At 66.3% G+C, this 12,218-nt stretch carries 13 protein-coding genes; 6 read left to right on the top strand and 7 right to left on the bottom strand.

Annotated features, from left to right (window positions below; translation table 11 throughout):
* Positions 1 to 52: 52 nt before the first annotated feature.
* Positions 53 to 1,528, bottom strand: coding sequence for a methyl-accepting chemotaxis protein (locus JN280_RS14495; RefSeq protein WP_202313070.1), 1,476 nt, complete (start codon positions 1,526 to 1,528; stop codon positions 53 to 55).
* A gap of 212 nt (positions 1,529 to 1,740) precedes the next feature.
* Between JN280_RS14495 and JN280_RS14490 the strand changes: the two genes are divergently transcribed.
* Positions 1,741 to 2,451: a helix-turn-helix transcriptional regulator gene (locus JN280_RS14490; protein ID WP_202313069.1), complete on the top strand. Its 711-nt coding sequence runs from the start codon at positions 1,741 to 1,743 to the stop codon at positions 2,449 to 2,451.
* 2 nt (positions 2,452 to 2,453) lie between these two features.
* The gene (locus JN280_RS14485; protein ID WP_202313068.1) at positions 2,454 to 3,173 is read left to right on the top strand and encodes a helix-turn-helix transcriptional regulator; all 720 of its coding nucleotides are present in this window, start codon (positions 2,454 to 2,456) and stop codon (positions 3,171 to 3,173) included.
* A 35-nt stretch (positions 3,174 to 3,208) separates the two neighbouring features.
* Here the strand turns inward: JN280_RS14485 and JN280_RS14480 are convergent, their stop codons facing one another.
* From JN280_RS14480 to motA, 6 genes are read right to left on the bottom strand one after another with little or no spacing between them, the layout of a single operon-like run.
* On the bottom strand, positions 3,209 to 3,667 hold the full coding sequence (locus JN280_RS14480; RefSeq protein WP_202313067.1) for a hypothetical protein: 459 nt from the start codon (positions 3,665 to 3,667) through the stop codon (positions 3,209 to 3,211).
* Complete coding sequence (gene flhB, locus JN280_RS14475; protein ID WP_202313066.1) at positions 3,664 to 4,755, bottom strand: flagellar biosynthesis protein FlhB; 1,092 nt, start codon at positions 4,753 to 4,755, stop codon at positions 3,664 to 3,666. The genes JN280_RS14480 and flhB overlap by 4 nt, the downstream gene beginning before the upstream one ends.
* Positions 4,756 to 4,798: 43 nt before the next feature.
* Entirely contained in the window at positions 4,799 to 5,860 is a 1,062-nt protein-coding gene (locus JN280_RS14470; RefSeq protein ID WP_342216187.1) for a flagellar motor switch protein FliG, read from the bottom strand.
* Positions 5,857 to 6,264 (bottom strand): flagellar motor switch protein FliN, encoded by a 408-nt coding sequence (gene fliN / locus JN280_RS14465; RefSeq protein ID WP_202313065.1) that lies wholly within the window; start codon positions 6,262 to 6,264, stop codon positions 5,857 to 5,859. The genes JN280_RS14470 and fliN overlap by 4 nt, the downstream gene beginning before the upstream one ends.
* Before the next feature lie 39 nt (positions 6,265 to 6,303).
* Entirely contained in the window at positions 6,304 to 7,233 is a 930-nt protein-coding gene (locus tag JN280_RS14460; protein WP_202313064.1) for a FliM/FliN family flagellar motor switch protein, read from the bottom strand.
* Positions 7,234 to 7,236: 3 nt separating this feature from the next.
* Positions 7,237 to 8,112: a flagellar motor stator protein MotA gene (gene motA, locus JN280_RS14455; protein WP_202313063.1), complete on the bottom strand. Its 876-nt coding sequence runs from the start codon at positions 8,110 to 8,112 to the stop codon at positions 7,237 to 7,239.
* Positions 8,113 to 8,293: 181 nt separating this feature from the next.
* Here motA and JN280_RS14450 point away from each other — a divergent pair, with 181 nt between their 5' ends.
* Genes JN280_RS14450 through JN280_RS14435 form a run of 4 tightly spaced genes read left to right on the top strand, consistent with a single transcriptional unit; the run spans position 8,294 to position 12,132 of the window.
* Positions 8,294 to 9,424 carry a DUF1217 domain-containing protein gene (locus JN280_RS14450; RefSeq protein ID WP_202313062.1) on the top strand — a complete coding sequence of 377 codons (1,131 nt, stop codon included), beginning with the start codon at positions 8,294 to 8,296 and terminating at the stop codon, positions 9,422 to 9,424.
* Between the two features lies 1 nt (position 9,425).
* A complete protein-coding gene (gene flgF, locus JN280_RS14445; protein ID WP_202313061.1) occupies positions 9,426 to 10,148 on the top strand; it encodes a flagellar basal-body rod protein FlgF in 723 nt (240 codons plus the stop codon).
* A 6-nt stretch (positions 10,149 to 10,154) separates the two neighbouring features.
* Positions 10,155 to 11,582, top strand: a complete 1,428-nt coding sequence (fliI, locus tag JN280_RS14440; RefSeq protein ID WP_244743320.1) for a flagellar protein export ATPase FliI — start codon at positions 10,155 to 10,157, stop codon at positions 11,580 to 11,582.
* On the top strand, positions 11,563 to 12,132 hold the full coding sequence (locus tag JN280_RS14435; protein ID WP_202313060.1) for a hypothetical protein: 570 nt from the start codon (positions 11,563 to 11,565) through the stop codon (positions 12,130 to 12,132). The genes fliI and JN280_RS14435 overlap by 20 nt, the downstream gene beginning before the upstream one ends.
* Positions 12,133 to 12,218: the final 86 nt, after the last annotated feature.

Here is a 12,218-nt window from a genome sequence, read left to right as displayed (position 1 = left end):
TCCCCGGGAGCCGGACGATCCGGCAGCGGCGCGGAGCGCTGCCGGTTCTTTCTCAGAAGGCCTGCCATCCGTCCCGCGCGCGCCGCGGCGCCTCCTCGAACGCCAGCGCCGCAGCCCCTGTCCTCCCCGGCATGGCGCCACGCGGCCGGAGATTGTCCTGGAGCGGAGCGGCGGCTTCCTCGCGCAGATGGCCGGCAAGCACGGCGAGCATCCGCGCCTGCCGCGCGAGGCTGCGGCCCGCGGCCGTGAACTGGTCGGCTGCGGCAGCGTTCTCCTGGTTCGCGGCTGCCAATGCGTTCAGCGCCGTGTCGACGCCCCGAAGGCTGGTCGCCTGGTCGGAGGCGCCGCGCGCCACCGTCGTCACCATGGAGCCCACATCGCCGACCCTGGCGGCGAGGCGCTCGATGGCGGTACCGGTCTCGGCGACAAGTTGCACGCCGCTCCTGACCTCGCCCGACGAGGACGAGACCAGCAGCTTGATTTCCCTCGCTGCTTCGGCGCAGCGCAGCGCCAGCGCGCGCACCTCCTGGGCGACCACGGTGAAGCCGCGCCCCGCCTCGCCCGCCCGCGCCGCCTCGACGGCTGCGTTGAGCGCCAGGAGATTGGTCTGAAACGCGATTTCGTCGATGACGCCCACGATCCTGCCGATCTGCTCGGACGATCTTTCGATGCCGCTCATGGCGGTCACCGTCCTGCCGACGACAGCCCTGCCGCGATCGGCATCCTCGGTCGCGGCCTCGACCGCCGAACGCGCATGCCCCACGCCGCTCGCCGTGTCCGACAGCGAGCGCGTCACCTCCCGTGTCGCCGCCGCCACCTGCTCGACTTCCGCCGCCTGCCGCCCGGCGCGCTCAGCCAGTTCGCCCGCGGCATGGAAGACGTCGGCGGCCTCGGCACGAATCTGCCGGCCGGTGGCGACGACGGCGTCCATCGTCTCCTGGAGCCTGTCCATTGCCTGGTTGAAATCGTTCTTGAGGTTGCCGCAGTCGCGCGGCACATCCACCTTCAGCCGCGCCGTCAGATCGCCCTCGGCGACCCTGGCCAGTGCGGCGCTGATCAGCCGGACCACCGCAGCCTGCAGCTTGACGGCCGCCACACGGGCGCCGTCGCTGTCCCGGCGCCGCACCTCCAGGGCCTCGCGCTCCGCTGCCGCGGCCTCATCCGCGCAGCGTTTCTCCAGTAGTGCCAGGCGAAGGCCGTCGAGCGATCGGGCAAGCGACCCGGCCTCGCCACCACGCCTCAGACCCGGCACAGCCGCGTCGAGGTCCCCACGGCCCAGCCCGGCGATCCGTTCGTCGAGAGAAGCCAGCGGCCGCCCGACTGCCGCCAAAGCGACGATCGGCACGACCAGCACCGAGATGAACGCCGCAACGGCTTGCACGAGCAACGGGATGGTGGAGCCGGACACGCTGCCCGCGACGAGCCATCCCGCCGCCAGGCCGCAGACTTGAACCAGCGCTACGGCGAAGGCCAGCTTCGTCGCGATCGACCATCGCCCGAGAAAACCTGCCGGCTGGTGCGCACTCATACCGGATCCCCGATTGCGCGATCAGCGAACCTCGTGTCGCTCAGGGTGCGATCGCGCTCGCGGCTGACTGTCCCCGACAGAGGAGTCTAGGAGACGTAGCTTGCTTCAGTCTTGCACCAAACTGTGCACGGGACGACCGTCGCGGGTTTCATCGCCGGTATCCGACGCTAAACTGCGCCGAAACGATTCTTGATAAATGCGGTTGGGGTTCCGTGAAGACGACCGAGGCGATCCGCGACCTGTTCGCGGCGATCTCCGCGATTGTATCGCCGGGGGATGCGGCGCGAGTGATGCGCAGCATGACGGCCCTCGTCGGCGCCGAACACTATCTGCTGCTCGACATCCCGCCGACCCATGCGCCTGAGCATATGCGGGTGATCGCCTCCAACTGGCCACACGACACGGTCGAGATCATCGGCCTGGAAACGGTCGCGAGGCTTGCTGGAGCGACGGGCGCCGCTCAGCTCGGCGCAACCTCATCGCAGTTCGTGCGGCTCGCGGGCGCCTCCCAGCGCGTCCTGTTCGGGCCCGAGCGGGCTCGACTGCTCGACGAGTTCGGCCATCGCGAGCTGGTCGCGGCGCGCATTCATGCCGGTCTCGGCCGCGGCCTCCTTGTCTTCTCCAGCCCGGCCGAGGACAGGATCGGGCTCGATCAACTGCCCCGGATCCAGCTCCTGTGCTGCCATGTGTGGTCCAAGCTGAGCCGGGGAGCCGCTTCGGCCCAGTTCGAGGATCCGCTGTCCGAGCGTGAACGAGAGTGCCTGAGCTGGGTCTCCGAAGGCAAGACGACGGAAGAGGTCGCGGTCATCCTCGACGTCTCGGCCAACACGGTGAACCGCTACATCCTGCACGCCACGCAGAAACTGTCCGCCGCCAACCGCAGCATGGCGATCGCGCTCGCCATCCGCAACGGCATCATCTGACGATGTCGGTCCGCAACATCACCAAGGGCAGGAACGGACCGAAAGCGCAGACGCGCAGCCTCGAGGCCTTCGAGGAGCTGGCCTCCGCCTTCGCCGACCTGGCGGCAGAGGTCGGCGCAGAGGAGTTCTGCGTCTTCACGGCAGGCCCAAGCCTCAGCCAGGGCAGGCTGACCCCGGCGATCGATTCGGAATTTCCGAAAGTGTCGCGCACGAGCAGGAAGCTCGCCGCCAAGGCTACGGCGAGCCTGGGCGTCAGGTTGCGCAGTTCGACATTGCCGTTCCGCTGGCGGCGCGACCGACGCACCCCGGCGCCCGACCTGCATCTCGTCGACATCGTCGACCCGATCGGGCTCGAGAGATCCGGCTTCGCCCTGCCGCTTCACGCCGCGTCCGGCCGCAACGGACTGGCGGTGTTCATCGGCGAGACCCCCGGCCTGGGAGACGCGATGCTTCTCGATTTCCATCTCCGCGCCATCGGCCTCTTCTCCACCTTGCTGCAGGCGACGGCGGTCCTGCCGAATAAGATGCCCGCAATGTCGAACCGGGAGCTCGACTGTCTGCGTCTGACGGCCGACGGCAAGACAAGCGAGGAGATCGCCGAGCTCCTGAACCTCTCGGCGCATACGGCGAACCAATATCTCACGGCCGCCGCCCAGAAACTCAATGCCGTCAACCGCGCGCATGCGGTGTCGAAGGCGCTCCGGCTGGGCCTGATAAGCTGAACCGGCAAGGGCGGCGCCCGGGACGGGGTGCGCGGTCAGCCCGCGGAGAGCGTGTCCTGCGCCGCACCGGAAGGGGACGCCTTGCGCAGCCTGGCAGCGTCGAGTGCCGCCTCCAGCAGACGCGTATTCTCCGCCGGGTCGTCGCAGGACTGGTCGAAGGAAACGTAGTTCACCACCACCGCCGCTTGGCGATCGGTCAGCTTGAGCGTGAAATAGACGGTCGCGCCCTCCGGCCGAAGCTGCATGTCGAGCAGGATCTCCGGCTCTCCCGACCAGCCCAGGCGCACCTCGCCGCCATGGCCGAAGCTCAGCGTGCCGGGGAGGAAATAGAGTTCCGCGGCAGATTCGACGATATCGGCGATGGTCGAGAAATGCTCGAGCCTGACATAGGCGACATAGTCGACCACTTCGACCAGGCGAAGCTCGCTCGCCACTTCCTCGATCGCCTTCGCGACGATGACTTCGCGGGCGGCGGTATGCGGTTGACGGATCATGACAAATCTCTGTTACGCTGCGCTTTCGCCGGCTTCGCATAGACCACTTTGATCAATTCGGCGACCGCTTGGTAGAATTGAGGTGGAATCATACTATCCACCGAAACTTGTTTGTACATGGAGCGCGCGAGTTCGACATTCTCGAAAACGGGAATGTTGTTCTCCTGGGCGATCTCGCGGATCTTCAGCGCCACCAGATCCTGCCCCTTTGCCACGACGACCGGGGCCGCATCCTGGTCGCGCACATAGCGCAGCGCGATCGAAAAGTGGGTCGGGTTGGCGATCACCAGCGTCGCCTTCGGCACCGCCAGGATCATGCGCTGGCGCGCGCGATCACGCGCCACCGAGCGAATCCTCGCCTTGACCAGCGGATCGCCGTCGGACTGCTTGAGCTCGTCCTTCACCTCCTGGCGCGTCATCCGCAGGTCCCGGCGCCAGTGGATCCGTTGCCAGATCAGGTCGACGCCGGCGATGATCGCCATGACCAGGGTGATGGTCACCAGAATCTGGATGAGCAGTCCCCGGATCGTGAGGCCGAAGCTGCCGGGCTCGGTGAACATGCCTCCGAGAATGGTCGAGTGGACGCCGCGCAAGGTCAGGGCGAGGAAGGTCACCGTGAGAAGCAGCTTGCCGACGGACTTCAGGAACTCGGCAATGCCCTGCGCACCGAAGATACGCGACCAGCCCTGGGCCGGCGAGATGCGCGAGAGCTTCGGCTGTACACGGTCCAGTACCATGCGGGGGCTGTTCTGCAGCGCCGACGCGGCGATGCCGGCCGTCACCATCAAGGCGATGAAGACGACAAGCAGCTTGCCGATCTCCATGAACACCGTCTCGTAGAGGGCCGAGGCGTCGAGATCCGAATTGAGCGACCATTCCTCCGGCTTCTCCAGGAAGATCGACAGGAACGCGCCGAAGCCGACGATCTGGTCGTAGGCGAAGAACAGCGTGAAGACGAGGAAAGCCAGGAAGGACGCGAAGAGGGGCGCCTCCTTCGAGACGGGAAGCTGTCCCTTCTCGATGGTGTCACGGATCTTCTTCTCCGTGGCTTCTTCTGTTTTGCTGTCCTTGTCGGGCGCGTCAGCCATCGATCAGGCCAAGGTCAATGGAAGAACGTCTTGGATCGTTCCGTCACGCCGCTTCCTCGACCGAGGGAAGCTGAATGATGCCGTCACTGGCCATGGCGGTCGCCTTCGACACGATGGCGCGGCGCGACCTGTTGATATCGACCGGGTTGAGGATGTCGGAAGGCTGCGCCAGTTCGGATTCGATCATGCGGCGCGTGCGCGCGCCGATCGAGGACAGCACGGCCTCGACGATGACGGGGTTGGCGTCGCGCAATGCCGTGGTGAGCATGTCGATCTCGAAGCCGTCGAACAGCGCGACGCGAGCCTTGGCCGTGAGATTGATGACGTCCTCGAAGGAGAAAAGCTGCGCCCGCAGCGCGCCGAGATCCTCCGCGCCGGCGGCCTCCAGCTCTCCCATGACTTCGTCGAGATCCGACTTGTCGAGTTCGTTGAGCACGCCGACCACCTTGGCCTGGCCTTCCCGGGACAGCTTGCCCGATGTCGATTCCAGGAACTCGGCGCGCATCCGGCGTTCGACCAGCCGCCTGGCGGTGTCGGTGACCGAGCCGAGCGACAGCATGCGCTTGACCACTTCGCCGCGAATGTCCCTGCCGAGCAGGAGGACGATCCTGGCCGCCGCATGCGAGGCCATGTTGGACAGGACATAGGCGACGGTCTGCGGATGTTCGTTGGCCAGGAAGCCGGCGATCAGCTCGGGCTCGAGCGCCTCGATACCGGCCCAGGGCGGGGTCTCCTCGAACGTCGCAAGACCCGTCTCGCGACCGAGAATGGCGTTCATCTCGTCCTGCGAGAGGGTCTCGGTCAGGATCGTGTCCATGGCGTCGGCCGAATCCAGCAGTCCCGCGCCCTCGGCGAACTCGTCCTCGAATTCCGCCACGATGCGCTCGAGCTCGCTCTGCGGGATCGTCTTCAGCTTGCGCGCACCCTCGATCAGCGCCTTCAGTTCTTCCTGCTTGAAGAATTTGAGCAGGCGCCCGGCGGCGGGCTTGCCGACCGCGACCAGGATGGCGGCCGCCTTCTGCGGCCGGGTCAGGTCCATCATGCCGGTCGCCCCGGCCGTCTCCCCCAGGTCCAGGTCGGATGCGAAGCTTGCAGCGGACATCATTTGGACGGCTTCGCGTTGACGATTTCAGTCACCCGGATCCCGAAGCGGGAGGGATCGCTTTCCATCACGGTGATCTCGCCCCTGGCGATCTTGCGCCCGTTCACGACCATGTCGACCGGCTCGCCGATCCGTCGGTTGAGCGCGATCGTGGCGCCCTTTTGCAGCGTCAGCAGATCCGACACCGGAATCTCCGTGCTGCCCAGCACGATCTGGACGTCGACCAGTATGTTCATGACGACGCCGGCGTTGGGCATGGCGTCGGCCAGCGCCGTCGTGAAGGTCGGCTCGGCCGGCGCCGGCTGCTGCGGCGGCGCGTCGTGCAAGGCCCCGCGCAGTTCGTCGATCGCCTTGTCCAGTTCGTCCTCGTGCTCGTCGAGAAGCGGATTGGGGAGTGGGGGTGTCATGTTCTGGCTCCACGCCCGGCGTCATCGGCCGGGGCCTGACTATTGCGACAAAAGGCGATCGACGAAGTCCTGGCTTTCATCGAAGGGATGTTTGATGCGGACCGAATAGTTCTGCCCGAGCTTGCCGAACTCGCAGACGAACAGGGTCTTGTTGCGCGCTGACAGCCGGGTTGTCGACTGGGCTGCTGCCGGTATTTCGAGGATCTGGCCGACCTGCAGCGCGGCGAGCGCCCCCAGCGACATCTGCGACAGCGGCACCACGGCATCGAGCGTCACCGACGATTTGCGGACCTCTTCCCGGAGACGCTCCGACCAGGCGCTCTGGTCGACCTGCGCCTCGACCTCGGGTTCCTCCGTCTCGTCACGCGGGGTAAGAAGCACACGCTGCGGCATGGTGACCGACAGGCGTCCCGTCGACCTGGGCGACGTCAGGCGGAAAACGATGCGCACCGAGGGGCCGTCGCGCAGCACCTGCTTGCGGATCTCCTGCCCGGAAAAGGCGGTCGGCACGGGCAGGCGCAGCTTGAGCGAACGGGGGCCGGACCCGTTGAAGGCTTCGGCGACCTCCTGCAAGGCGGTGGTCGCGATCTCCAGTTCGATCTGCGAGAGCGGACGATCGATATGCGCCGGCGCCAGTTCGGGATCGCCGCCCAGGAAGGCGGACACCAGCAGCGACACGGTCGCCGGCTCCAGGTCGAGCAGCAGCGCATCCGGGGAGATGACCGACTGGATGATCGCCACCGCATTGGTTTCGCCCGAACCCGAGAGAGCGTTTCCGTAGCGCCCGAGCTCGATGCCCTCCAGTTCCATGCCGAGCGGCGACGAGAGATGCCGGTTGATGTTCTGCACGATCGTGGCGAGCGCGCGCTGCGCGAATTTGTGGGCGGCACCTGTGATCCTGTCCGGCTCGGCGGTGTCGCCGACCAGTCTTTCAAGGATAAAGGAGCGCGCCTCCGCCGGACTTGCCATGGATCAGGCCGCCTTGCTTTCGGCGTGGCCCATGTTCAGCGTGCTCTGCTCCACCGCGTCGATGGACGGACGGTCGTGCGAAGAGATCGTCTTGCGCCCGAACTCCAGCGCCACCTGCGGCAGCGAGCCGTTCATGTAGGCGAGCAGGGTCTGCTTCACGATGACATAGAGCCGGTTGCGCTTCTCGCGCACGGTCTTGATCTGGGTGGCGATCGGCCCGACCACAGCATAGGAAAGAAAGATGCCGAGAAAGGTGCCGACCAGGGCTGCGCCGATCAGGCCGCCGAGGATCTCCGGCGACTGGTCGAGCGCGCCCATGGCCTTGACCACGCCAAGCACGGCCGCGACGATGCCGAGCGCCGGCAGGCCGTCACCCATCGCCGTCAACGCATGATAGGGCTTGAGCTTGTCGGCTCGGATCGTCTGGATCTCCTCGTCCATCAGCGCCTCGATCTCATGCGGCCGCGCATTGCCGATGATGATGATGCGGCAATAGTCGCAGATGAAATGCGTGAGATCGTGGTTGCGCAGCACCGTCGGGAACGCCTGGAAGACCGGCGATTCCTCGGGATTGTCGATATGCGCCTCGACCTCGTTGCGCGACTTGGTGCGCAGCTCGCGCATGATCGAATGCAGCACCCCGAGCGTCTCGAGATATTCCTGCTCCTTGGGCACGGAATACCTGAACGCCTCCATTATCGCCTTGCCGGTGTCCTTCACCGTCTTCATCGGATTGGCGACGACGAATGTCCCGAGCGCCGCGCCGCAGATGATCACTGCTTCCCATGGCTGGATGAGGACGTCGACATGGCCGCCCATGGCCATGAATCCACCGAGCACGCAGCCCAGTGTGATGACGAGACCGATCAGAATTCCCAAGTGCCACCTTCCCTATTTCGCCGGGCCGCATTTCGCCGGGGGATCGCAAAGGGGGTAACAATCGTGCCTTGTGTGAGGCTTGAAGCGGGCGCCGCCGCCTGGCTCGCTTCGGCAGCCGACAGCCTCGCGCAAGCACGGCCGGTTATCCCCGTTGCGGACCCTGCAGAAGCGGAGCGGCCGCGTGATCAATACCTATATGAGCTACCAGCTTATCACCCGCGACCTGGCGAAGTCGCTGGACCGCGTCGAGGCGCAGCCCATGGTGCAGCGGGAGACCGAATATTATCTCGCCAACATCGGCAAGGTGAAGTCGATCGAGGAGTTCGTCGCCGACGACAGGCTGTTCCGCTATGCGATGAAGGCCCACGGGCTGGAGGACATGGCCTATGCCAAGGCCTTTATGGTGAAGGCGCTGGAAGGTGGCGTCTCCGACCAGAACAGCTTCGCCAACAAGCTCACCGACAAGCGCTACGCCGAATTCGTCCGGAGCTACAATTTCGCCGCGCTCGGGCAGGAGGCCACCGTCTACAATGCCACCCTGCAGGGGACTGTCTCCAAATACACGCTGGCAGCCGTGCAGGCCGGCGTCGATCCGAGCAATCCCGTGCTCAAGGAGCACAACGAGTTTTACGCCGCCAACATCGGGAAGGTGAAGTCCATCGAGGAGTTCGTCGCCAACGAAACGCTGTTCACCTATGCGATGAAGGCCCACGGGCTCACCGACATGCTCGGCGACAAGGACCTGATGATCGAGATGCTGGAAGGGGGCATCGACGATCCGGACAGTCCGGCCAACAAGAGCGACGACGAGCGCTTCGCGCAGTTCGTCGCTGCCTTCAATTTCGTTCGTTACGGCGAAGCGACGACCACGACCAATCCCGCCCAGCAGCCGGCCGTCGACAAGTTCATGCGCCAGACCCTGGAGGAGGATGCCGGCGCCCAGAACGAAGGCGTAAGGCTGGCGCTCTATTTCGAGCGCAACGCGCCCAAGATCAAGGATGCCTATTCGGTGCTCGCCGACACCGCGCTCGCCAAGGTGGTGCGCACCGCCCTCGGCCTCCCCGATTCCCTGGCAACCGCCGACATCGACCGCCAGGCCAAGTTGATCTCGGACCGGATCGATTTCGCCGATTTCCAGGATCCCGAGGCGCTCGCCAAGTTCATGACGCGCTTCACCGCCATGTGGGAAGTCGCCAATCCGTCGACCACGACGCAATCCAATCTCTCCGTCCTGTTCAGCCAGCCGATCGAATACGGCATCTCGCCCAGCGTGATGCTGACGCTGCAGGGCCTGAAGCTGGGAGGTTCGTGAGATGCAGAACGGTCTCTACGTCGCGCTGTCCTCGCAGATCGCGCTCGAAAAGCGCCTCGACACGCTGGCCGACAACGTCGCCAACGCCAACACGGTCGGCTTTCGCGCCACGAATGTGAAATTCGAGGATCTCGTCTACGGTTCGGGCGACAAGGGCATCGATTTCGTCACGCCGGGCGAGACCTATCTGTCGCAGGAATCCGGCCCGATGCGCGAGACCGGCAACCCCTTCGACTTCGCCGTACAGGGCGAGGCCTGGTTCGGCATCCAGACGCCGGCAGGCACCGTCATGACCCGCGACGGCCGTTTCACCATGCTCGACACCGGCGCTCTGGTGACGCTCGAAGGACATCCCGTGCTCGATGCGGGCGGCGCCGCCATCCTGCTCGATCCGCGCGGTGGACCACCGACCGCCGGCGCCGATGGCACATTGCTGCAGGACGGCGCCCCCGTCGGCGCCGTCGGCCTTTTCCAGTTCGACCCGGGGCCGAACTTCACGCGCTACGGCAATTCAGGCGTGGTGCCCGACACGCCGCCGCAGCCGGTGGTCGACCGTTCGGACGTCGGCATCGTCCAGGGTTTCGTCGAGGAGTCGAACGTCAATCCGGTCAAGGAGATGACGCGCCTCATCATGGTGCAGCGCGCCTTCGAGAACGCCGCGGCCCTGATCCGCGAAAGCGAGTCGACCTTCACCGAAGCGGTCAAGACGCTCGGCTCCAAATAGCGTCGGATGATGGACCAGGCCGAGACGTCGACGGACCTCGCGGGCGTGGTGCAGGCAGCGCCCGACCTCCCCTCCCTGGCGGAGAACGATCCCTTGCTGGCGCTCGAGCGCGCCTATGGCCGCTTTGCCGGCGAGCGCGGATTGCTCAAGCGCGGCGGAAGGATCTGCGAGGTGTCGCCGACCCACTACCGCGTGCGTGGCCTGTCGGGAGAGGTCCGGCTGGGCGACATCGTCGAACGCGGCGGGCGCAAGGCGGACGGCTCCGGCGAAGTGGTGCAGATCACCCTCGACGAAGTCGTCGTCGCGCCCTTCGGCCCGTCGAGCGAGATCAGCGTCGGCGACCATGTCTTTTGCAAGGGCGGCTTCTCGCTGGCGCCGGGCGCGTCCTGGCGGGGCCGCGTCATCGATGCCCTCGGCCGTCCGATCGATGGCGGCCCGGCCCTGATACCGGGTGCCGAAGCCGGCTTCGAGGGCGTGCCCGGCGCCCTGGAGCGCCAGCGTGTCGAGACCCCGTTCCTGACGGGCGTGCGCGTCATCGACATCTTCACCCCGCTCTGCTTCGGCCAGCGCCTCGGCATCTTCGCCGGTTCGGGCGTCGGCAAGTCGACGCTGCTCGCCATGCTCGCGGCGGCCTCCGCCTTCGACACCGTCGTCGTCGCGCTGGTCGGCGAGCGCGGCCGCGAGGTGCGCGAGTTCCTGGAGGATACGATCGGCGACGAGAGCATGGCCAAGACCGTCGCGGTGGTCGCCACCAGCGACGAAAGCGCCATGATGCGGCGGCGCGCACCCGGCACGGCCATGCGGGTGGCCGAGTATTTTCGCGACCGCGGCGACCGTGTGCTGCTGCTGCTCGATTCCATCACCCGCTTCGCCCATGCGCTGCGCGAGGTTGCGATCGGCACCGGCGAGCCGCCGGTGGCGCGCGGCTATCCGGCATCGGTCTTCACCGACATGCCCAAGCTCCTGGAGCGTGCCGGTCCCGGCGGCGCCGGCGCGGGCTCGATCACCGCGATCCTCTCCGTTCTGGTAGACGGCGACGATCACAACGATCCGGTCGCCGATTCCGTGCGCGGCATCCTCGATGGGCACATCGTGCTCGACCGCGCCATCGCCGAACAGGGACGCTATCCGCCGGTGAACCCGCTCTCCTCCATCTCGCGCCTGGCGACCAAGGCCTGGCGGGACGACCAGCGGGCGGTGGTCTCGCGGCTGCGCGCGATGATCTCGCGCTTCGAGGACACCCGCGACATCCGCCTGATCGGCGCCTACCAAAGCGGCCTCGACCCGGATCTCGACATGGCGGTGCAGCAGGTGCCCGTCATCTATGAAGCATTGACGCAGTCGCCGAAGGACGGGCCCTCGCCCGACCCGTTCAGCGACCTCGCGCGACATCTGAAGAAACAGGAACGATCGCATGTGGCCAAGGCGGGCTAAGGCGGCGGCGACGGGGCCGGCCGATGTCGGGGCGGCACGCCGCGCATCGAAGAAGGGCCGCCTCCGCGAGGACCTGCTGCTCGGCCTGTTCGGCGTGGCCCTCGGCCTCGGCTGCGCGCTCTTTCCCTGGTACGTGTTCTTCAACCAGGAGAAATTCGGCGTTCGCGCCGTGCAGTTCGAGGGCGGCGGGGACAAGGGCGGAGGCGGCGGTGTCGTGGCCACGCCGCAGATCGCGCGCATACCGGATTTTCCCGAAGTCAAGGAAGAACCCGAGCTCGATCAACTGGCCACGGGAACCACGCCGCCGGACGAGGAGGCCGGGGACGAGACGGCGAAGCTGCTGGAACTGCCCTTCCCTCCGCAACACGTGCCATTCCAGCTCGTCTACGTCGCCAACGGCCGCGCAATGATCCAGGACGACACCGGCATATGGGTCGTGCAACGCGGTTCCGTGCTGCCCGACATGAGCCGCGTGGCTTCGATCGAGGAACGGCAGGGCAGCTGGGTTCTCGTGACGAGCACCAACCAGGTCGTCGGTATCAGCCATTAGTTGGCCCCGGTCGCCGGCGCGGCCTCCCCGGGCCGCTTGGCTTCCGCGCTACCGGATCGGCCCGAAAATCGTACTCGATTTTCGGA

This window comes from Mesorhizobium sp. L-8-10 (assembly GCF_016756635.1).
Lineage (GTDB): Bacteria > Pseudomonadota > Alphaproteobacteria > Rhizobiales > Rhizobiaceae.
This window is presented reverse-complemented; position numbering and strand designations above follow the sequence as displayed.